At 65.4% G+C, this 21,063-nt stretch carries 22 protein-coding genes; 6 read left to right on the top strand and 16 right to left on the bottom strand.

All coding sequences use genetic code 11. The annotated features are described in order from the left end of the window. The first annotated feature begins 5 nt into the window (after nt 1-5). Nucleotides 6-206, top strand: coding sequence for a hypothetical protein (locus C0617_RS04160; RefSeq protein WP_291315757.1), 201 nt, complete (start codon nt 6-8; stop codon nt 204-206). An 18-nt stretch (nt 207-224) separates the two neighbouring features. Then, complete coding sequence (locus tag C0617_RS04155; protein ID WP_291315756.1) at nt 225-1,166, top strand: HD domain-containing phosphohydrolase; 942 nt, start codon at nt 225-227, stop codon at nt 1,164-1,166. On the opposite strand, the gene rdgC is transcribed toward C0617_RS04155, so the two are convergent. Next, a complete protein-coding gene (gene rdgC / locus C0617_RS04150; protein WP_291315755.1) occupies nt 1,163-2,335 on the bottom strand; it encodes a recombination-associated protein RdgC in 1,173 nt (390 codons plus the stop codon). The two genes, C0617_RS04155 and rdgC, sit on opposite strands and share 4 nt — an antisense overlap. A gap of 166 nt (nt 2,336-2,501) precedes the next feature. On the opposite strand from rdgC, the gene C0617_RS04145 reads away from it, so the two are divergent. Next, on the top strand, nt 2,502-5,321 hold the full coding sequence (locus tag C0617_RS04145; protein WP_291315754.1) for a GPMC system transcriptional regulator: 2,820 nt from the start codon (nt 2,502-2,504) through the stop codon (nt 5,319-5,321). Between the two features lie 29 nt (nt 5,322-5,350). Here the strand turns inward: C0617_RS04145 and C0617_RS04140 are convergent, their stop codons facing one another. From C0617_RS04140 to C0617_RS04100, 9 genes are all read right to left on the bottom strand, one after another. Continuing rightward, entirely contained in the window at nt 5,351-6,634 is a 1,284-nt protein-coding gene (locus C0617_RS04140; protein ID WP_291315753.1) for a pitrilysin family protein, read from the bottom strand. 46 nt (nt 6,635-6,680) lie between these two features. After that, on the bottom strand, nt 6,681-7,361 hold the full coding sequence (locus C0617_RS04135) for a DUF2270 domain-containing protein (RefSeq protein ID WP_291315752.1): 681 nt from the start codon (nt 7,359-7,361) through the stop codon (nt 6,681-6,683). Between the two features lie 137 nt (nt 7,362-7,498). Further along, nucleotides 7,499-8,473, bottom strand: coding sequence for a porphobilinogen synthase (hemB, locus tag C0617_RS04130; RefSeq protein WP_291315751.1), 975 nt, complete (start codon nt 8,471-8,473; stop codon nt 7,499-7,501). A gap of 51 nt (nt 8,474-8,524) precedes the next feature. Continuing rightward, nucleotides 8,525-10,036 (bottom strand): uroporphyrinogen-III C-methyltransferase, encoded by a 1,512-nt coding sequence (cobA, locus tag C0617_RS04125; protein ID WP_291315750.1) that lies wholly within the window; start codon nt 10,034-10,036, stop codon nt 8,525-8,527. A gap of 96 nt (nt 10,037-10,132) precedes the next feature. Continuing rightward, nucleotides 10,133-11,095: a hydroxymethylbilane synthase gene (gene hemC, locus C0617_RS04120; RefSeq protein WP_291315749.1), complete on the bottom strand. Its 963-nt coding sequence runs from the start codon at nt 11,093-11,095 to the stop codon at nt 10,133-10,135. Between the two features lie 18 nt (nt 11,096-11,113). Beyond that, nucleotides 11,114-12,430 (bottom strand): glutamyl-tRNA reductase, encoded by a 1,317-nt coding sequence (hemA, locus tag C0617_RS04115; RefSeq protein ID WP_291315748.1) that lies wholly within the window; start codon nt 12,428-12,430, stop codon nt 11,114-11,116. 26 nt (nt 12,431-12,456) lie between these two features. Continuing rightward, the gene (ccsB, locus tag C0617_RS04110) at nt 12,457-13,293 is read right to left on the bottom strand and encodes a c-type cytochrome biogenesis protein CcsB (protein WP_291315747.1); all 837 of its coding nucleotides are present in this window, start codon (nt 13,291-13,293) and stop codon (nt 12,457-12,459) included. After that, a complete protein-coding gene (locus C0617_RS04105) occupies nt 13,290-13,955 on the bottom strand; it encodes a bifunctional precorrin-2 dehydrogenase/sirohydrochlorin ferrochelatase (protein WP_291315746.1) in 666 nt (221 codons plus the stop codon). The genes ccsB and C0617_RS04105 overlap by 4 nt, the downstream gene beginning before the upstream one ends. A gap of 17 nt (nt 13,956-13,972) precedes the next feature. Further along, nucleotides 13,973-14,548 (bottom strand): SIS domain-containing protein, encoded by a 576-nt coding sequence (locus C0617_RS04100; protein WP_291315745.1) that lies wholly within the window; start codon nt 14,546-14,548, stop codon nt 13,973-13,975. A gap of 169 nt (nt 14,549-14,717) precedes the next feature. On the opposite strand from C0617_RS04100, the gene trxA reads away from it, so the two are divergent. Beyond that, nucleotides 14,718-15,047 carry a thioredoxin gene (gene trxA, locus C0617_RS04095; RefSeq protein WP_291315744.1) on the top strand — a complete coding sequence of 110 codons (330 nt, stop codon included), beginning with the start codon at nt 14,718-14,720 and terminating at the stop codon, nt 15,045-15,047. 66 nt (nt 15,048-15,113) lie between these two features. Here trxA and yjgA read toward each other — a convergent pair whose 3' ends face one another. From yjgA to dapF, 6 genes are read right to left on the bottom strand one after another with little or no spacing between them, the layout of a single operon-like run. Next, a complete protein-coding gene (gene yjgA / locus C0617_RS04090) occupies nt 15,114-15,635 on the bottom strand; it encodes a ribosome biogenesis factor YjgA (RefSeq protein WP_291315743.1) in 522 nt (173 codons plus the stop codon). Next, entirely contained in the window at nt 15,635-16,084 is a 450-nt protein-coding gene (dtd, locus tag C0617_RS04085; protein WP_291315742.1) for a D-aminoacyl-tRNA deacylase, read from the bottom strand. Before dtd ends, yjgA begins: the two co-directional genes overlap by 1 nt. After that, nucleotides 16,085-16,933 (bottom strand): deoxyribonuclease IV, encoded by an 849-nt coding sequence (locus C0617_RS04080; protein ID WP_291315741.1) that lies wholly within the window; start codon nt 16,931-16,933, stop codon nt 16,085-16,087. Nucleotides 16,934-16,959: 26 nt separating this feature from the next. After that, on the bottom strand, nt 16,960-18,558 hold the full coding sequence (locus tag C0617_RS04075) for a GGDEF domain-containing protein (RefSeq protein WP_291315740.1): 1,599 nt from the start codon (nt 18,556-18,558) through the stop codon (nt 16,960-16,962). Between the two features lie 17 nt (nt 18,559-18,575). Then, complete coding sequence (locus C0617_RS04070) at nt 18,576-19,214, bottom strand: pyrimidine 5'-nucleotidase (RefSeq protein ID WP_291315739.1); 639 nt, start codon at nt 19,212-19,214, stop codon at nt 18,576-18,578. A 39-nt stretch (nt 19,215-19,253) separates the two neighbouring features. Continuing rightward, nucleotides 19,254-20,093, bottom strand: a complete 840-nt coding sequence (gene dapF / locus C0617_RS04065) for a diaminopimelate epimerase (protein ID WP_291315738.1) — start codon at nt 20,091-20,093, stop codon at nt 19,254-19,256. 155 nt (nt 20,094-20,248) lie between these two features. Between dapF and C0617_RS04060 the strand changes: the two genes are divergently transcribed. After that, nucleotides 20,249-20,476 (top strand): hypothetical protein, encoded by a 228-nt coding sequence (locus C0617_RS04060; protein ID WP_291315737.1) that lies wholly within the window; start codon nt 20,249-20,251, stop codon nt 20,474-20,476. Beyond that, nucleotides 20,473-21,021, top strand: a complete 549-nt coding sequence (locus C0617_RS04055) for a hydroxyacylglutathione hydrolase family protein (RefSeq protein ID WP_291315736.1) — start codon at nt 20,473-20,475, stop codon at nt 21,019-21,021. Before C0617_RS04060 ends, C0617_RS04055 begins: the two co-directional genes overlap by 4 nt. The last annotated feature ends 42 nt before the right edge of the window (nt 21,022-21,063 follow it).

Below are 21,063 nucleotides of genomic sequence, written 5' to 3'. Positions count from 1 at the left end.
AATAGATGGATACCGACCGCATGAACAGCGTCGAAGGCTTTGTGCGCCGCCTGGTGATGGCCGCCGCCAACGCTTCGCTTTATTCTCCGGAGCACCGGCAGGTCGAGGCCCTGCTCGGAAGCGCCTATTCCTGCCTGGAAGAGGCCCTGGCCGGCGAGGACGAGGTGGCCCTGATGTTGGTCGAGGAGGAGCTGGTCTTTGCCTGATGCCCCCTGGCCGGGAGCATGCACCTGGAGCGTTTCGCCCGCATTCTTCGCGCCCGGGGAATCGGTCACATCCAGCTGTTGAGGGGGGTCGGGAGGGAGGATCTGAAGGCGCTGGTCGGCGTTCTGACCCGGGGCGGGCCCGGTTCGGGATCGCTGGGAGCTTCGGGCAGGATCCGCCTGGGGCAGGTCGACGTGCGCGGCCCCTCCCCCGCCCTGGACGGAAAAGGCGGGGGCTCCAAGGTGCATGCCCGCCTCGAGCGTCTCTCTGCGGGGCAGGAGTGTGGAGCGGAGATTTTCGAGGGGGTCCGCAAGCGCCGCAGGCTTCATTCCGCGGGCATCTCGGAGGTGGTGACCGAGTTCGCCGAGGCCCTGGCTGGTGCGTCCAACCCTTTCCTGGCCCTGGCCCCGATGAAGGAGCGGGACGACTACACCTTCGTCCATTCGGTCAACGTCTGCATCCTCACCCTGGCCCAGGCCATGGCTCTCGGCATCGAGGGGCCTCTGCTCCACGACATCGGGGTCGCCGCCATGCTCCACGACGTGGGCAAGCTCTTCATCCCCGGGGAGGTCCTCAACAAGCCGGATTCCCTGACCGAGGAGGAGTGGGGACTGATCCGCCAGCACCCCCGGACGGGCGCCCGCTACCTGCTCGAAACCCCCGGGGTTCCGCGCCTGGCGGCGGTGGCCGCCTTCGAGCATCACATCCATTTCGAGGGGGCCGGCTACCCACGTGTGGCATCCGGGTGGCGGCAGAATCTCTGCAGCCAGTTGACCACCGTCTCCGATTTCTACGACGCCCAGCGCACCCGCCGGGCCTATCGCGACGCCCTTTCGAAGGAGCTGGTCGCCGCCCGGGTGCGCGCCGCGGCGGGGACCGTATTGCATCCGGCCCTGGCGGCGAACTTCCTGCAGATCCTGGAATATTTCGAAGACGGGCAGGCGTCGGGGGCGGCCGGTTAGGCCTCCTCCTCCGCCAGCCACTCGCCCATGAGCTTTTCCTGCTCCGGCCAGGTCCCGCCGAGGCGCTCCCGAAGAAACGCCGCGAACAGGCTGTCGAACAGCTGCATCCCCTCTTCCAGAAGATACATCCGTTCGTAGAAGACCGCTTCCCGCTCCCGGCCCGGGTCGGTCATTTCGTCCCTCTCCAGCTGCACGGCCGGGGCCTTGAAGGAGGAGAACTGGAACAGCTCCCCCTTCAGGGTCAGGGTCCATTCCTGCTCCCTTTTTTCGATGTGGAGACGGGCCTCGAGGATCTCCTTGCCCCGGTGCAGGGCGGTGCGCACTTCGCTGAAGCGGTCCTGAGGGCCGGCCACGGTAACTTTCTGCTGGCCCGATTCGGCGTCTCCCACCAGGGTCAGACGGTCGTCGAGGTAGGCGACGAAGCCCTCGTCCTCCAGGGCCGGGCCGGGCCGGCTTACCCGGTATTCCGAGGCCCCGTTCAGGCTCTGGTAGAGGAGCCAGTGCAGGAAGTCCCTGCCCAGCCAGCGGTTGCCCTGGATCAGGTCGAGGACGGTCTCGCTCCCGGCCCCGTTGGCCTTGGCCAGGGCCGGCTTCAGCGCCTCGTCCAGCACCGCTTCGGCCCGGTCGTAGGGATGGACGGTCACCAGGCGCAGCCCCTCGAAGCTTTGCTTGAACTGGTTCTCGAACAGTTCCACGACCTGGGGGCTGAGGCTGGTGAAGCTGACCAGGCCGGTGCGGGTGTCCCAGACCGCGTCGTAGAAGGAGGGGGCGGGCAGGGTGCGGGCGAACAGGGAGAGGCGCACCGCGTCGCGCAGCTCTTCCTTCTTCTGCTTGGGAACCCGCTGCAGCCCCGGAGTGGCCGCCAGGAACTCGCTCTGGGCCTGATTGAAATAGGTCTTGAACAGAGCGGCGGGAATCCGGCGCTGGTCGCGGCGCAGGGTGAAGGCCAGGTAGTGGTCGCGGCTGAAGACCCCGGAGTCGGCGAAATCGCTCCTCTGGGGATCGTCGATGTGGGCCCAGCCGACCGAGAGTTCCTCGGCGCCCTGGTCGATGGGGCGAAAGCCCTTCCGGGCCAGGCACTCGCCCGCCCATTCGGCAAGATCCCCGGCGGGGAGGGCCCCGGTGACCCGGAACTGGCAGATGTTTACGGTATTGGCAAGGATGCCCATGGTTCATCTCCTTTGGTGAAAGTCGAGCCGATAGGGGTACACCTTTTGAGGAAAACTGGCAAGCATATTCTCGGGTCTGCCCCGGCGGCCGAAAAGGGCCTTTGACAGGGCCTCTTGAAGCGCTATATACTCCCCTGAGTACACGAACTACTCACTTGGGGGCGTTATGGAAAAAACCATCGAAGCCAGCCTTTCCCGCCTGGTCGGCAAGATCCGCAGCTACGGCAAGGAAAACCTGGAGGATATCCTCCACGTGCTGGTCGATGCGGTGAATCTCATTACCCGGCGCAACCGCTGCCGGGTCTACCTGGAGGACCTCACCAGCGGCAGCCTTTCGTGCGCCGCGGCCTCGGGGCTGCTCGCCGACGCCATCCGGGAGCAGAGCTTCCCTATCAACACGACCGAATTCCTGGTCTCCCGGGTCTACGTCAACCAGGAGGAGGCCCAGGTCGATGACGTGATCTCCTTCTCCAGCCCCTTCGCCCTGGATTTGGCCGAGCGCTTCGCCATCCGCGCCAGCTACCACCTGCCCCTGCTCCGCCGGGGCCGGGCCATGGGGGTGCTGTGCGTAGACAGCGGCCGCAAGGGCCAGCTTCCCAGCGGGGAGCAGGTCGACGTCCTGAAGTCCTTCCTGAAGGAGGTGGCTCCCCACATCGATCAGGCCCGCAAGTACCACCAGCAGATCGTGCTCGCCCGCCGGGTGGACGAGGCCAAGAAGAAGGAGGCCGCCCTCTACATGGTCAAGTCGGCGGTGCGCCTCATCGACAAGGTCACCCTGGCCTCGGTGCTGATCCCCTCCCCCCTGGCGCCGGGAGCCGGCGAGGAAGGGCTGCAGATTCTCGCCTCCTATTCGGAGGAGAAGGAGGCGAGGCGGCTCTACGAGGGCCAGAAGCTGATCAACCTTGAGCCAGGATCGTCCCTGTTGTCGCGCTATATCAACAGTGCCGGGGTCATCGTCGACGAGACCCTGCTCTCACCGCTCTACATCTCCAATCTGCCCGGGGAGAACCTGCAGAAGCGTTACATCACGGAGACGCTGGGCCTTCGCTCCCTCTACGTCGTGCCGCGCTACGAGCCCCGCACCCGCCGGGTGATCTGCCTGGTCAACTACTACACTCGGGGGGCCTACCGGTTCAGCGACTTCGAAAAGGGACTGCTCGAGGCCCATGCCGAGATGGCTGAACGGGTCATCCAGGAGATCGGCGGGGAACACGTCGAGATCCAGGTCCTCGCCGAGATCAGCGATCTGTTGCAGGAGAAGTTCGAGGGGCTGCAGCCGTTTCTCGGCCGCATTCTCTCCAAGGCTACGGAACTCATCGGCGCCGACACCGGCAGCATCGCCCTCGTCCAGGAGCGGGACGGCGAGCGCTGGCTTGTGGTGGAGGACGCCGAGGGGCAGTTGGTGGGGGCCAAGAGCAAGGAGTGGCTGAAGCGGAACATCCCTCCCATCCGCATCGGCGGGGAGGAGCTGCCCGCCAAAGAGCGCAGCCTGACCGGTTACGCGGCTCACACCCGGCGCCCGGCGATGATCTCCGACACGGCCGGAGAGAAGGGCGCCGGCGGCTTTTACCGGGAGATCACCGAGGTGGTCAAGGGGGAGCTGGCCATCCCGGTGGTCTGCGACGAGGAGGTCATCGCCGTGATCTGCCTCGACAGCCTGCGCCCCCATTTCTTCACCGACGAGCACAAGCGCATCCTGCAGATCATCGAGCGGATGATCTCCCGCCACCTCTCCGATCTGCAGCGCATCGAGAAGCTGACCGGGGAGGTCAACCGCCTGCGTTCGGACGTCGGCTACAAGGACCCGAAGATCTCCTCCTATAAGCTCGGCAACATCATCGGCAACTCGACCAAGGCCAGCGAGGTCGTCGAATTCATCCAGCGCATCTGCCCCCCGATCTTCAACCGGATCGCACTGTGGAGCCATGTCGGCTCCCAGGAGACGACGGTGGGCATGCCCTCGATCCTGATCACGGGCGATACCGGCAGCGGCAAGGAGTTCCTGTTCAACAACATCTTCTCGCGGCTCAACGAGATGTACCGGGTCAAGGTCAACCCGCGGGGGGAGTTGCCGGTGAAGAAGACCAACATCGCCGCCTACAGCGGCGAGTTGACATATTCGGAGCTGTTCGGCCACAAGCGGGGGGCCTTCACCGGGGCCCACACCGACCGCAAGGGGATCCTCGAAGAGGCCCACGGGGGGGTGGTCTTCCTGGATGAGATCGGCGATGCCGACCCCAAGACCCAGGTGCAGCTGCTGCGTTTTCTGGACAACGGCGGCTTCGTGCGCCTGGGGGAGAACGTCACCCGCTATGCCAGGGTTCTGGTGATCGCCGCCACCAACAAGGACCTGCGTCAGCTGATCGCCGAGGGTCGCTTCCGGGAGGACCTCTACCACCGCCTCTCGGAACTGCACGTCGAGGTGCCCTCGCTGAACCACCGCCGCGAGGACATTCCCGACCTGGCGGTCCATTTTCTGGGCAAGCTCTATCAGATTTACAAGACGCCCGAGGAGCAGGACGAGGCCCCGGTTCTCAGCCGGGAGGCCCAGGCCCTGCTGGCCCGCCACCACTACACCGGCAACATTCGGGAGTTGCGCAGTATCCTGCTGAGGGCGCTCTTCTTTCGCAAGGGGCGCGTGATTTCCGAGGAGGATATCGCCGATACCTTCGGGGAGCATGATGCGCAGCCCCGGGAGGGAGCCGCAGAGCGCCTGACCGACCAGGTCGCCGAGGAGATCTTCCGGGCCATTCAGGCCGGGGAGGGGGATTTCTGGAGCGGGGTGCATGCGCCCTACTCGGAGAGCCGCATTTCCCGCGACGTGGTCGCGGCCGTGGTGGAATTGGCCCGGGCCCACGGGGCGAGCACCATGCCGCGTATCGCGTCGCTGCTCGGGGCCTGCGACCCCAAGAGCGCCGACCCGCTCGAGCGCAAGACCTTTTATAAGTTCAAGAACTTCCTCTACAAGACCATCAAGATCGGCTGAGCCTTCCGGGGCGGTCGGGGCCCAGGGTTTCAGTCGCCCGCCAGCAGGCGCTCCACCCGGTCCCGGTCCTCCGGGCGGTAGGGGCCGACCACGACCGCCTTGCGCAGCTGCGGGCCGAGCAGGGCGCGGGCCGTCTCCCGGAGCCTCTCCGGGGTCACCCCGGCTACCTCCCGCCGGTCCTGCTCGGAGGTGCGCAGGTAGGCCGCCATCTCGCCCCACCCGAAACGGGCCGTGGCCGCCTCGACATGGTCGCGGTTGAAGTCCAGGTCGAAGAGGAAAGCCTGCACCACTCCCTCCAGTTCCTCGCTTCCCACCAATTCATTCCGAAGCTCTTCGATGATGGCGATCGTCTCCTTCACCGCGGGGACCAGTTTGGCCGGGGCCAGGGCCATGTCGATGGACAGGCAGCCGCAGTCGGCGAAGAGGGCGAGGTTGGCATCGGCGCTGTAGGTCAGGCCCAGCTTTTCCCGCAGGCGCAGCATGAGCCGGGAGGCGCCCCCCCAGGAGAGGATCCAGCGCAGCACCCGCAGGTCGATGGTGCGCGGGTCGCCCCGGCCGGGCAGGGAAAAGGCGAGCTGCATGTTGATCTGGGAGTCCGAATCCCGGACCCAGCAGGTTGCCGGCGAGACGGGGGGCTGTGGGGGGGGCTCGGGTGGGCTTTCGTGGGCAGCGGCGGCCCCCCAGGCGCCGAAGGCCGATTCGGCCGCGGCCACCACGTCGCTGCGGGAGACCCTGCCGGCGACGGCGAGAACGGTCCTGGCCGGGGTGAAGAAGGCGGCGTGGTGGCGCCGCAGGTCCTCCTCTCCGATTCGGGCGATGGAGTCCCGGGTGCCGAGGGTCGGCAGGCTCAGGGGGTGCCCGGGCCAGAGCAGGCGGGCGGACAGGTTGTCGGGGCTGATGTCCTCGCCCTGCTCGTTGAGCTCTTCCAGGGCCTCCTCCATGATGACTTGCCGCTCCATTTCCAATTCGGAGAAAAGGGGGCGGCACAGCATGGACGCGAACAGGGCCGCCCCCTCCCGGACGTGGCGTGGATGGAGCCGGGAGTGGAAGCAGGTGCACTCCGAGTCGGTCGAGGCGTTGACCGCTCCGCCGAGGGCTTCGAAGGCCCTTTCAAGCCGGTAGCTTTCGGGATAGTCCGCGGTGCCGCGAAACAGGATGTGCTCCAGGAAGTGGCAGATGCCGGCCAGTTCGGGGGTTTCGTGGCGGCTTCCCACATCGACGTAGCAGGCCATTTCGCAGCTGTGCAGGTGGGGCATCTCAACGGTGATGACCCGCAGGCCGTTGCCGAGGGTGTCTCTGAAGTATTCGCTCATCGGTTCTGTTTCGGTTTTCGGGGTGAGAATACGATGCAGGGCGGGGTCACTTTTGGGGGAAAAGGATGTCCTGTCCCATTCCGCTGCGCCGCCCCACCCGGACCAGCACGATGAGGTGGAGGGCGAAGAGGCTCATGACGATCAGGGTCAGGGCCCCGGGAAGCCCTCCCACGGAGGCCTGCTCCAGGTACTGGCCCAGGCTTTCGGCGGGGAGGGGGTGAACCTTGATCTTCAGCAGCCAGCCGGAGAGCAGCACGGCGAAGAGTAAGATGTAGTTCGCCTGAAGCCGCCGTCCCAGGGCGTTGCGCATGCCCATCTTGTACTGGGGGTAGCGCAGGTCCGAGGCGAGTTCGGAGCGCCAGAAGGCGTCGTGGGTCTGACCTCCCTCCTCGGCCATGGTGCCGTCGGCAAGGATACCGTAGATGAAGTTTTGATTCAACAGGCGAACCCGGTACTCGTAGGCATCGAAAAATCGGTAGCGGCGGGACTCGACGAAGAGCAGGATATAGACGATGGCCAGGCCGAAGACGAAGAAGGGGTGGGTGAACTCGGGGTGGCTGAAGCCGAAGCCGAGGAAGGCGGCGGTGGTCCCCACCGCCCAGTTGGTGGTGCGGTCGAGGCGCTCGCGCCAGGCGAGGCTGCGCTGGACCTCGGCCCGGTAGTAGTGGGCCAGGGCGGTGATGGTCTCGGCGCGAGTGAGTTTCTGTGGGGTTTTCTCTTCCGGCATGGCGGCTGTCCACGTTGTTTTCGGCAATTATAACAGATCGTTAAGGTGGGAGCCGAAAAGGGGCGGGAGACTGCAAAAACGCCAAAGGGGGACCGTCGACGGCGACGGTCCCCCTTCTGGAAGCAGGGCGGAGAGGGCTAGGACGCCAGGAGCCGGGCCGCCTCCTTGGCGTGGTAGGTGATGATCAGGTCGGCGCCGGCTCGCTTCATGCCGATCAGGGTCTCCATCATCACCCGGTCGCCGTCGATCCAGCCCTTCTCGGCGGCGGCCTTGATCATCGAGTACTCTCCGGAGACGTTGTAGGCGACCAGGGGCAGGTCGAAGCGCTCCTTGATGTCGCGCAGGATGTCGAGGTAGGCCAGGGCCGGTTTGACCATCAGGAAGTCGGCGCATTCCTGGACGTCGAGGGCCGCTTCGCGAAACGCCTCGATGCGGTTGGCCGGGTCCATCTGGTAGCTGCGCCGGTCGCCGAACTGCGGGGTCGAATCGGCGGCGTCGCGGAACGGCCCGTAGTAGGCGCTGGAATACTTGACGGCGTAGCTCATGACCGGGATCTGGTCGAAGCCGTTGGCGTCGAGGATCTCGCGGATCGCCGCAACCCGTCCGTCCATCATGTCGGACGGGGCGACGATGTCGGCCCCGGCTCGGGCGTGGGAGAGGGCCTCGGCGGCGAGCAGTCGGAGCGTCTCGTCGTTGTCCACGTCGCCGTCCTTGATGACGCCGCAGTGGCCGTGGTCGGTGTACTCGCACAGGCAGACGTCGGTGATCACGAGCAGGCCGGGGACCTCCTCCTTGATCGCCTGGATCGTCTCCTGGATGATTCCTGTGTCGCTGTAGGCGTCCTGGCCGACGGGGTCCTTGTGCTCGGGGATGCCGAACAGGATCACCGCCGGGATGCCGAGTTCGAAGACCTCACGGGCCTCGGCGACGATGTGTTCGATCGATTGCTGGTAGATGCCGGGCATGGAGGGGATCTCGTTGCGGATGTCCTTCCCGAAGGCGCTGAACATGGGATAGATGAGGTCATCGACCCGCAGGTGGGTCTCGCGCACCATGCGGCGGATGGTCTCGTTGCGGCGCAGGCGGCGGGCACGGAATTCGGGGAAAAACATGGTCAACTCCTTGCGTTGAAGATGGGGTTCCACATGCCCGAACAGGGCAGGTTATTGATAATACTCTACCATGGACTCGATCAGCCCCTCCAGGGTGTAGGCCTCTGGCTGGGCGGAGACCGAAAGGCCGCGGCGCTCGGCGGTGGCGGTGGTCAGGGGGCCGATGGAAAAGACATCCACCCGCTCCAGCAGCCGCTGCGCGCCTTCGCCGACCATGTCGAGAAAGTTCTCGACCGTGGAGGAGGACGTGAAGGTCACCGCGTCGATGCCCCCCTCGGCGAGAAGGTCGCGGATCCGCTCGCCCCCTCCTTCCGGCGGGACGGTGCGGTAGGCGACCGGGGCGTGGACGTCGGCGCCGGCGGCGGCCAGCTCGGCCGGGATCAGCTTGCGGGCCAGTTCGGCTCGGGGGTAGAGAACGCGCTTGCCGGAGACGCCCTCTTTTTTCAGCAGCTCGACAACCGCTTCGGCCCGGAATTCGGCGGGCTCCAGATCGGGCCTGATGCCGCGGGCTGATATCGTCTGAGAGGTCTTCGGGCCGACCGAGACCACCTGTACGCCGTGGAGGGCCCGCACGTCGAGCCCGGCGACGGCCAGGCGGGCAAAGAAGGCGTCGACGCCGTTGGCCGAGGTCAGGATCAGAAAGTCGGTCTTCCCCAGGTCGCGGATTTCTCCGTCCAGTTCGTCCCAGCCGGCCGGGGGGGCGATGGCGATTACCGGGCAGGCGATGGCCTCGGCGCCCTGCGCCTCGAGCAGTTTGGTGAAGCTGCCTGCCTGCTCGGCGGTGCGGGTCACGAGGATACGTTTGCCGAACAGGGGGCGGTTGTCGAACCAGCGCAGTTTTTCGCGTAGGCCGACCACTTCGCCGACAACGATCACCGCCGGCGGCTTGAGTTGGGCCTGGTGGACCCGCTCTTCGACAGTGCCCAGGGTGGCGACGAGGGTCTTCTGGTGGGGGGTCGTGGCCCAGCGGATGATCGCCACGGGGGTTTGGGGTGAGCGGCCGTGGGCCATCAGCTTCCCGACGATCAGGGGCAGGTTGGCCATGCCCATGTAGAAGACCAGGGTTCCGACCCCGGTGGCGAGCCTGTCCCAGTCGATGCTGGAGATCTTCTTGGCGGGGGTCTCGTGGCCTGTGACCAGGCCGAGGCTGGTGGTGTAGTCGCGGTGGGTCAGGGGGATGCCGGCGTAGGCGGCGGCGGCGAAGCCGGCGGTCACCCCGGGGATGACCTCGAAGGGGATGCCTTCCAGGTGCAGGGTGTGGGCCTCCTCCCCGCCCCGTCCGAAGACGTAGGGGTCGCCCCCCTTGAGCCGTGCCACGACCTTGCCAAGGCGGGCCTTCTCTACCAGCAGGCGGGTGATCTCCTCCTGGGGACGGTGGTGCTTGCCCTTGCGCTTGCCGACGTAGATCCGCTCGGCGTCCTCGGGGGCCTCGTCGAGAAAGGCCGGGTTGGCCAGGTAGTCGTAGACCACCACCTCGGCGCGGCGCAGGCACTCCAGTCCCTTGACGGTCATCAGCCCCGGGTCGCCGGGCCCGGCTCCGATCAGATAGACAATTCCCTTCAAAAACCCCTCATCCCCAAAGAAAGGCGGCCGGAACGGTGGTTCCGCCCCGGCCGCGACAAGCCGCAAGGTGACGTTCCGGGCGTGCCCTGAGGCAGCTCAGACGTCTTCCTTCTCGACGTTGAAGGTTTCGTGCTGGTAGACCTCGTTGAGGATCTTGCCGGCGCCTTGGATCAGCAGGTCGTCGGCAATCGAGGTGCCGAGCTTTTCGCACTCTTCGACCGGGCCGGCGATGCTCTTTTTCAGGAGCTTGACGCCGTCGCAGTCGGCCACCAGGCCGGTCAGGGTGAGCTGGCCGTCGGCCACGGTGCCGTGGCAGGCGATGGGAACCTGGCAGCCGCCCTCGAGGCGCTTGAGGAAGGCCCGCTCGCCGCGCACCGCCCAGTCGGTTTCCGGGTGGTTGAAGAAGTCGATCAGGGCGTTGGTCTCGTCGTCGTCGATGCGGCTCTCCAGACCGAGGGCCCCCTGGCCGATGGCCGGCAGGGAGATGCCGACCGGCAGGTATTCGCTGACCTGGGTTTCGAAGCCGAGCCGCTTCATGCCGGCCGCAGCCAGGATCACCGCGTCGAGGTTGTCCTCGGTCAGCTTGCGGATCCGGGTCTGGACGTTGCCGCGAATATCGATCATCTTCAGGTCGGGGCGCAGGTGGAGCAGCTGGGCCTTGCGCCGCAGGGCGCTGGTGCCGATCCGGGCGCCCTGGGGCAGGTCCTTCCAGCTCGCCACGCCGGGGCGCAGGATGACGATGTCGCGGCAGTCCTCCCGCTCGGTGATGCAGCGCAGGGCCAGGCTCTCGGGGAAGACCGTCGGGACGTCCTTCATGGAGTGCACGGCGATGTCGATCTCGTCGCGCAGCATCGCCTCCTCGATCTCCTTGACGAACAGGCCCTTGCCGCCGACCATCGCCAGGGGCACGTCGAGGATCTTGTCGCCCTGGGTCTTGATCTTGGTGAGGGTCACCTCCAGGCCGGGGTGGCGATTTTCCAGTTCGGACTTGACCCAGTTGGCCTGCCAGAGGGCCAGTTGGCTGGCGCGGGTTCCTATGCGCAGGGTTGTCTTCGACATAATGATATTCGGCTCCTTTTAAGGCTTTTCGGAAGGGTCCGGGAGGGGTTTCTCCTCCCCGTCCGGCTGCGGGGGTTCGAGGTCGAACAGCACCCGCACCGCATCGACATAGCTGTCCCCCGAGGCGTCGTTCTGGGTCTGCTTGAGGACGGTCGTGGGGCGGTGCAGCACTTTGTTGATAATGGCCGAGGTCAGCGCCTCGATCGCCTTTTTCTCCTTCTTGTCCAGATCCTTGAGGTTGGCGAAGGTCTTTTCAAGTTCGCCCCGGCGGATCTCTTCGATCTTGCGGCGCAGGGAGACGATGGTCGGCTTCAGCTCGAGGCTCGCCAGCCATTTGTGGAACTGGCCGATCTCCTGGTCGACGATCCCCTCGGCTTTCTTGGCCTCCTTGTGGCGCTCCTTGAGGTTGGCCTGGACGACCCCCTGCAGGTCGTCGACGTCGTAGAGGTAGACGTTGGGGACTTTGTTGACCTTGGGGTCGATATCCCGGGGGACGGCGATGTCGATGAAGAACATCGGCTTGTTCTTGCGCTGGCGGATGACCTCTTCCACCTTCTTGTGCCCGAGGATGAAGTTGGGCGCTCCGGTGGAGGTGAGGACGATGTCGACCTGGTGGAGGTGGTCGGGGAAGTCGTCGAAGGCGATGGCCCGGCCCTGGAACTCTTCGGCCAGCTTTTCGGCCCGCTCAAAGGTGCGGTTGGTGACCAGGACCTTGGACACTCCGTTGTTGACGAAGTGGCGGGCCGCCAGTTCGCACATCTCTCCGGCGCCGATAAGCATGACCGTCTTGTCGTCGATGGTGTCGAAGATTTTGCGGGACAGCTCTACCGCGGCGAAGGAGACCGAGACGGCGTTGCTGGCGATCTTGGTCTCGGTGCGCACCCGCTTGGCGACGGAGAAGGCTTTGTGCAGGAAGCGGTTGAGGATCAGGCCGGCGGTCTTGAACTCGGTGGCATAGCCGTAGGCGGTCTTGATCTGGCCCAGGATCTGGGGCTCTCCGATGACCATGGAATCGAGGCTGGCGGCCACCCGGAACACGTGGTGGATGGCCTCCTCCCCCCGGACCTCGTAGAGGTGTGCATCCAACTCGTCCAGGGGGATGTAGTGGTGCTCGGCGAGAAAGCGCTTGAGCTGGACCACTCCCGTCTCGGCGTCCCGGCTGGTGGCGTACAGCTCCACCCGGTTGCAGGTCGAGACGATCACCGCCTCGCTGATGGCAGGCAGGGCCGCCAGCTCGCGCAGGGGCTTTTCCATGGCGGTAGGCGGAAAGGCCACCCGTTCGCGTATTTCCACGGGGGCGGTCTTGTGACTGAGCCCCACGACGATGATATTCATGCGTTCAATCCGTAGACGAGCCGCAGCTAACTGCCCCCCAGGGCACGGAAACTGTGTTCCCCGGAAAGGAGCCAGTTCACCCCGAGGAAGGAGAAGAGCAGGCAGAGAAAGCCGATGATTGCGAAGATGGCGGCCCGGCGGCCGCGCCAGCCGATGGACATCCGGCCGTGGAGCAGGGCGGCGTAGAGGAACCAGACGACCAGCGCCCAGGTCTCCTTCGGATCCCAGCGCCAGTAGCCGCCCCATGCCGAGTTGGCCCACATCGCTCCGGTAATGATCCCCATGGTCATCAGGGGGAACCCGAAGGTCAGGCACTTGTAATTGATGCTGTCGAGGGTGCTCAGGGACGGCAGCCGGTAGTAGAGGGCCGAGAATTTCTTGCTCTTGAGCATGCGCTCCTGGATCAGGTACATCACCCCGGCGGCAAAGGACAGGGCGAAGACGGCGTACCCGGAGAAGGCCAGGGTCACATGCACCGGGAACCAGCGGCTGTCGAGCAGGGGGTTGAGCTCCCGGACCTCCTGCGGCGCCGCCACCGCGCCGAGCATGAGGACCAGGGCCAGCGGGGAGGTGAAGGCCCCCAGCACCGCAAGCCGGTAGCGCAGGTCGAACAGCAGGAAAATGCCGACGATGGTCCAGGCAAAGAAGGAGAGGGATTCGTGAAGGTTGGCCACCGGGGTGTAGCCTGCCTCGATGTAGCGGGCCACGAGGGTGGCGCAGTGGACCCCAAACCCTCCCACCAGGAGCCAGCGCGCTATCTTGCCGGCTTTTTCGTTCTGGGTGATGACATTGACGAGATAGCCGATGGTCGAAAGGGAATAGAGTAGAAGGGTTATTTTGAACAGCAGGAGATTGACGCTCATGATGTTCCTTTCGGCATGCGAACTTCCAGCGTAGTCAGCGAAAAACCCTCGCCAAAGAGGGTGTCGAGCAATCGGTCTATGTCCGCAGCGTTACCGGCGGCGATCAGGCCGGGAAGCCCGCTGTCCAGGAGCCGGCGCAGAATGGCTTGATTGTATTCATTTTTTTTCTGGTGTGTCAACCGCTTTCGCCTTACCGCGGCGAACACCTCAAGAACCGTACCCCACTCCGGCCCGAAAACTTGACCGGCCCGGTCCCGGGCCAGGGCGGCGAGCGCAGGGCTTTTGCCGGTGGTGGAGACCGCCACGGTGAGATCGTCCCGCCTCAGGAGGGCCGGGAGGTGAAAGTCCCCCTTCCGGGGATCGTCGCAGACGTTGACCAGGATGCCCCGCCTGCGCGCCTCCTCGGCCACGGCGGCGTTGATCTGCGGATCGTCCGTGGCGGCGAAGGCCAGAAACGCCCCTTCCAGGTCCTCGGTGCGGAAAGGGCGCAGCACGAGGTCCGTCCCTTTCGGGGGGGAGTGCAGCGGCGGGGTGTCGCTGACGAGCCGGACCCGGGCTCCCGCCTCGAGGAGGCCCCGGGCTTTTCGCAGTCCGACGGCGCCGCCCCCCACGACAAGGCAGAGGCGGTCGGCGATCTGCAGGGTCACGGGGTAGTCGGTCATCGCAGGGGCCGCATGATTCAGATTCCGAACAGGTCCGACTCGACCAGTTCGCAGAGCAGGTGCCCGAAGGTGAGGGTCCCTTCGACCCCTCGGGGAGCGGAATCGGTTTTGAGGCAGAAAAGGAAGTCGGGCGACAGGCTGTTCGTCTCGCCCTTGCCCCAGAGAACCACGGCCGTCTTGCAGCCGAGTTGGCGGGCCGCGGCCAGTGCCTCCTCCAGGGCTTCGTTCCGCCCCGGGCCGCCCAGGGCCAGGACCACGTCCCCCTGGGCCGCCACGGCTCGCAGGGGCCGCACGAAGAGTTGGCTGCTCTGGCCGTCCCGGTGCAGGGCGCCCGCCAGGGTTGCGTCGTGGGAGAGGGACAGGGCGGGAAGCAGGGGCCTGTCGAGGGTCAGGCGGTGAAGGAAGAGATTGGCCACCAGGTTTGCCACAGCCCCCAGGGACCCGTGGCCGAACACCAGGAGTCGTCCCCCCTGGTGGAACGTCTCGACAAGGGCTTCGGCGATGCGTTCAAGCTCGGATGACTGCTCCCCGAAGGCCTGTTCGATCAGCGCGCCGTGGTCGGCGATGGCTTTGGTGATCTTTTCCTGTCCCATGCGGTTTTCTCCTCCCGTGAATTTCCTCCGGCATGATAGGGTGCGCAAGGAGGCCTGTCAAGACGCTGTTGGCAGGTGGCCGGAGGGAATTAAAGCCTTGATTTTTTTTGGCGGTGTTTTATTCTTAACGAAATGTACAATTTAATTCTATCCACAAGGAGAAGAAGCGATGGCGAGTGATAAAGTGACGCAGTTCACCGATGATTCATTTGAAAGCGATGTCCTTCAGTCCTCGGTTCCCGTTCTGGTCGATTTCTGGGCGTCCTGGTGCGCTCCCTGCAAGGCCATCAGCCCCGTCGTTGACGGCCTGGCCGAGGAGTACGAGGGCAAGGTCAAGGTCGGCAAGCTCAATGTGGATGAAAATCCCGCCACCCCCGGACAGTACGGAGTGAGGGGCATCCCCACCCTGATCCTGTTCAAGGACGGCAAGGTGCTGGACCAGGTCGTCGGCGCGGTGCCCAAGAACCAGCTCGAGGGCCTGATCAAGAAAGCCCTCTAGGGTCACCCTTCCCGAAGCTGAACAGGGCCCCCGCCGGTGCGGGGGCCCTGTTTGTTTGTCCGGCGCTCAGTCCGGGGCGGACTCGTCTTTCGCTTTTCTCATCAGCCGGAAGATCTCCCGGAAGGCTCGCCGGTCTCCGTGGTCGTGGACCGAGCGGGCCAGCCGGGACAGGGCCTCCCTTTCGAGAAGGGGGAAGGCCCCGGTCGCCTCCTGGAGGGCGGCGGCGAAGAGTTCCGGGTCGCAGAGCCGGTCGCGCAGTTCCTCCAGGGAGTGAAAGTCCCTCTTCTCCTGAAGGTGAACGGCGTCGGTCCCGTCGAGGAAGGAGCGCAGTTGCTCGGCCTCCTCTTCGCGGCGGCGCAGGGCGCCGGCCAGGTGCTTGATCTGACGCTTGCGCGAGCTGCCTCCCTTGGTCGATCGCGCAAGTTCGATCTCCTCGCGGACCTCTTGGGAGGCGGGCAGCTTCTTCAAGCCTGTTTCCGGCATCTCCACCAGACGGAAGGCCAGTTCCTCGACTTCCTTGGCGGCCCGCTTCTTCGCCGAGCGGCCCCGACCCTCGACCATTTCTTCCTTATCCCATTGCCTGTTCATCAAAAAACCTTTCGGCTGTCGAGCAGCATCGTGACCGGCCCGTCGTTGTTCAGCCGGACCTCCATCTGGGCCTGGAAAACTCCCGTTTCGACCCGCAGTCCCCGGCCCCGCAGCGTCTCGACGAAGCGTTCGTAGAATGCGTCGGCCGCCTCGGGGGCGGCGGCCCGGGAGAAGCCGGGGCGGCGTCCCTTGCGGCAGTCGGCGAGCAGGGTGAACTGGGACACGACCAACACCGACCCGCCGATGTCCTCCACTGACAGGTTCATTTTTCCCCCGTCATCCTCGAAGATCCTCAGCTGCGCCGTCTTTTCCGCCAGGAAGCCCAGGTCCTTGTCGGTGTCGCCGGCCTCGACCCCGAGCAGAACGAGGATGCCGCGATTGATGGCGCCGACCGTCTTTCCATCGACGAGGACGGCGGCGGAGGAGACTCGCTGCAGAACCGCGCGCATTTATCGCTCCCCCGCCAACTCGCGAAGGGTCGCGAGGTTCATCCGGTCGAGTTCGTTGCCATCGCCCTTGGGTGTTTCGAGAATCTTGGGCACCTGCCGGAACCGCTTGTCCCGCATCAGGGCCCGGAAGCCGTCGAGGCCGATTGTCCCCCGGCCGATGTGCTCGTGGCGGTCGACCCTCGATCCTTGATCCTTTTTGCTGTCGTTGAGGTGAAAGACCCGGATCGCCTCGAGGCCGACGATGCGGTCGAACTCCGCCATGACCAGGGAGTAGCCCGCTTCGGTGGAGAGGTCGAAGCCCGCCGCAAAGGCGTGGCAGGTGTCGAAGCAGACCCCGAAGCGCCCGGCTGGAACCCTTTCCATGATTTCAGCCAGGTGTTCAAAGCGGCAGCCCAGGTAGGTGCCCTGGCCTGCAGTGTTTTCGAGCAGCACGGTGACCCCTTCCGGTCCTTCCGAGAAGATCCGGCCGAAGGCTTCGCCGATCCGTTTCAGACCCGCCTCCTCGCCGGCGCCCATGTGGGCGCCGGGGTGCATCACCAGGTGCGGGATGCCGAGCAGGGCGCAGCGCTCCATCTCGTCCAGAAAGGCGGCGATCGACCTGTCACGCTTCTCGTCGTCCGGAGCCGCCAGGTTGATGAGGTAGCTGTCGTGGGCCACGACCGGTCCGATGGGGCTTCTCTCCCAGGCCAGGCGGAAGGCCTCGGCAGCCTCCGGGCTGATGGGTTTGCCCCGCCACTGGTTGGCGTTCTTGGTGAAGATCTGCATGGCGGTGCAGCCGGCCTCTTCTCCACGGGAGAAGGCCCGATCCATTCCGCCGGCAATCGACATGTGGGCGCCGATGGGGAGCATGGGTTTCCTTTGGGTTGGCGGCTCGGTTACTTGCGGCCGAACCATTTGGCTTTGGGTGTATGGGCGACGACCTGGTTGCGGCCCTTTTTCTTGGCCAACAACAGGGCCTCGTCGGCCTGGCCGATCAGTTCGCTTCGCTGCCACACATGTTCGCCCGGCGTCATGGTGGCGATTCCGACGCTCATGGTGACGTTGTAGCTGCCGGTTTCGTTCTCGAAAAGGTGCTCCGAGACTCTCTGGCGGACTCGCTCGGCGACCAGGGCTGCGGCCTCCCCGTCGGTTTCGGGGAGCACGATGACGAACTCCTCGCCTCCGTAGCGGGCGAAAAGGTCGTGCTCCCGCAGCAACTCGCCGATTACCGCGCAGGCCTCCTTCAGGATGAAGTCCCCGACCTGGTGGCCGTGCAGGTCGTTGACCTTCTTGAAGTTGTCGAGGTCCGCCAGAATCAGGGAGAGGGGGCGTTCGTAGCGGGCCGTGCGGCTCACTTCCTTTTCCAGGAATTCCTGGAAATAGCGGTGGTTGTAGATTTCGGTCAGGCCGTCGATGTGGGCCAGCTTCTCCAGCAGTCGGTTCTTTTCCTCCAGCTCCCCGGTCAGGTTCTCCAGCCTGATCTTGGCCTCGACCAGTTCCCGGTTCATCTGCTCGTAAGACATGTTCAGGACGCTGAGTTCGGCGTTGGCCTGCTGGAGGATCTCGGTGATGGAGCGGGCCTGTTTCATCTCCAGGCCGAAATAGCTGGCGGCGTTTCTGACCTCGAGGTGGACCTTGCGGTAGATGTCGTCCACATCCTTTTCGGCGAGCCTGAGCATGGCCTTGGCCCTGACTCCGAAGGCCTTGATGAGCGCCTGCTGGGTCCGGGGATCGTCCATGTAGAAGACCTCGGCGAGAATCCCCGCAAGGAAGACGACCTTGCAGAGCAGTTGGAGCTTTTCGTCCGACCCGGTAAAGGCCCGCGGGTTGTGGTGGAAGCGGACCGGGGCCCAGAGCGTCTCCGGAAAACCCCAGTCCTTGAAGACCTCGGAGCCGACAAGGCTGTGATCGGCTCCGAGCAGTTTCTTTTCTGTCTCCGGGCGGTTCAGCCCTGCCTCCCGGCCCTTTGCCTGGACCTCGCTGTAGGCTTCGGGGAAGGCCCGGGCCAGAATCAGTTCTCCGACGTTCTGAAGCAGCCCGGTGATAAAGGCCTCCTCCAGGTCGGTGGAGCGGAGCTTCGCCATGATCAGCTTGGCGGTGACGGCGGCGGCCAGGGACTTCTCCCAGAATTTCTTGTAGTCGAAGGTCTCTTTCCGGGGACCGGATTCGATGCTGAGAAAGGAGAAGGAGAGGACCAGGCTGCGAACGGCGTTGGTGCCGAGGATGGAAACCGCCTGCTGGATCGTCCCGACCTTCTGGGGGAAGTTGTAGAACGCCGAGTTGACGACCTTCAGCACCTTGGCCGAGAGGGAGATGTCCATCGAGACCAGCTTGGCGATGTCGTTGACGGTGGTTTCGGGCCGGGAGGAGAGGGAGACCAGCTTGGAGGCGACCGGGGAGAGGGTCGGCAGGGTGCCGGACTCGAGCACCGTCCGGATCAGGCTTTCCGCCGGCAGGGGCAGTCCCGGTGCGGGGTGTCCGTTGGGGGTAGGCATCGTTCTTCTCCAGGGGGTCAGGGGGTGGCCCAGATCGGCAGGGTCTCGGGAAGCCGGGACACGGCGGGGATGACGGCATCCACAAAGGCCTCTTTTTTTCCCCCGCCGACCAGCACGGTCCCCATGCCGAGGGCCTTGGCGGTCTTCAGGTTGGCCGCGGAGTCCTCCACCATGAGGCAGCGCTCCGCGGCCACGTCGAGGCTCTGCAGGACCTTCCGGTAGGGAGCCGGATCGGGCTTGGGGAGGTAGGAGGCGACCCGGATGTCGAATATGGCATCGAACAGGTCCTCCAGTTCCAGGGCCCGGAGGACCCGCTCGGCGTGGTCGCGGGTGCCGTTGGTGAAGACCGCCTTGCGGCCGGGCAGGGGCCGGAGGGCATGGCGCAGCGCGGGGTCGGGGTGCAGCCGGGCGTTCACGTCGACATCATGGACGTAGGCCAGGTAGTCCTCGGGGTCGACGCCGTGGTGGCGCATCAGCCCTTGCAGGGTGACGCCGTACTCGGCCCAGTAGCGCCGCCGGAGGCCGTCCACCTCGGCGCCGGGAATCCCCGCTACGTCCTCCATGTAGCGGTTGATGCGCACGTCGATGAGGGAGAAGAGCTGCCGCTCGGGCGCGTAGAGGGTGTTGTCGAGGTCGAAAAGGATGGCGTCGAACATGGTGTTGACTGTCTCTCCAGCATCGGGGGCGCGGAACGGCTACTGCGGGTGGTATACCCCTTCGAAGACCTGCACCGCGGGACCGGTCATCAGGACGTGGCCGTCTTCGAGCCACTCCATCTCCAAGTCGCCCCCGGGCAGGTGGTTGAGAATCCGGCGCTCGGTGAGGCCGTTGAGCACCCCGGCGACGGTGACGGCCGAGGCGCCGGTGCCGCAGGCCAGGGTCTCTCCCGTTCCCCGCTCCCAGGTGCGCTGCCGCACCTCCCTCGGGGAGATGATCTCGACGAATTCCACGTTGGTCCGGTTGGGGAAGAGATCGTTGCTCTCAAGGGGGGGGCCGTACTTGGCCACCGGGAACTCCTCCACGTTGTCGACGAAGATGACGCAGTGGGGGTTGCCCATGGAGACGCAGGTGATGTGGAAGGTGCGGTCCAGCACCTGCAGTTCGGCGCCGATGATCTGCTCCTCGGGGGGGCCGGTGACGGGGATTTCCCCGCGGGTGAGGCGCGGCCTGCCCATGTCGACCCGCACCCTGCCGACCCGGCCTCGGTCGCCGACCGTCAGGTGGACCGTCAGGACCCCCGCCCCGGTCTCCACGGAGATCTCCTCCCGGGCCACCAGGCCGTGGTCGTGGGCATACTTGGCCACGCAGCGGATGCCGTTGCCGCACATCTCCGCCTCGCTGCCGTCGGGGTTGAAGATGCGCATGCGCAGGTCGGCCACCGATGACGGCAGGATCAGCACCAGGCCGTCCGACCCGATGCCGAAGTGACGGTCGCTGACCTTTCGCGAGAGGGCGGCGGGGTCGCGCACCGTCTCCTGGAAACCGTCGACGTAGACGTAGTCGTTGCCGGCGCCATGCATTTTGGCGAATTTCATGGGTCGACCCTCCCTCGGCGGGGACGTTGTCCCGCCCAATTGTCAATTATAAGCAGACCTGCCCAGGAGTCACAAGGGGCAAAACCCGAAGTTGACCGGGGCGGCAAGGATAGGTAACATGGCCGGAGATATCACAACCCAGGAAGGAGCCTACCATGGCTTTCAATCTCAAGACCAAAATCTGGCAGAACGGCGCCCTCGACTGGTGGGGGTTTATCGGCAACGAAGACGTTTTTCTCGGCAGTCGCGAGTTCCCTCTCCCCCCCGATGAAGGGGACGAGTGGGTCGTGCGCTCCACCGGGGAGCGTTTCAAGGTCATCGACGGGGAGATCCGCCTGATCGGCAAGGAGGACGTCTCGCCCCATCCCTGGGAACTTCCATGAGCCTGGAGGTGGTCCAGGTCACTGCGGGGCGCATGGACAACTTCAGCTACCTGGTTTACTGTCCCGCCAGCAAAAAGGGCCTCGGCGTGGACCCCTCCTTCGCTCCCGAACGGCTGCTGGCCGCCGCCGCCGAACGCGGGGTTGCCCTGGAGGTCCTGGTCAATACCCACGGCCACAACGACCACATCGCCGGCAACGACCGAATCCTCAGCGCCACGGGGGCCCGGCTCGCCGCTCATCCCCTTGACCTTCCGGGCGCAGATCTGCCCCTGGAAGAGGGGACGCTGATCCCCGTCGGTGAAGGCCGGGTGGAGGTCCTCCACACCCCCGGGCACACCCCAGGGTCCATTACCCTCCACCCGCCGGGAGCCCTGATCACCGGAGACACACTCTTCGTCACCTGCGTCGGGCGCGCCGACCTGCCCGGAAGCGACCCCGAGGCTCTCTACCGCAGCCTGCGCCGCCTCGCGGCCCTCCCGCCGGAGACGGAAATCTTTCCCGGTCACGACTACGGCCCCCGGCCCGTCTCCACGGTTGCCTTCTAGCGGGCCAACAACCCCTACCTGCGCTGCCCCGACCTGGCGAGT

Origin of the sequence: Desulfuromonas sp., assembly GCF_002868845.1 — a bacterium.
GTDB lineage: Bacteria > Desulfobacterota > Desulfuromonadia > Desulfuromonadales > BM501 > BM501.
This window is presented reverse-complemented; position numbering and strand designations above follow the sequence as displayed.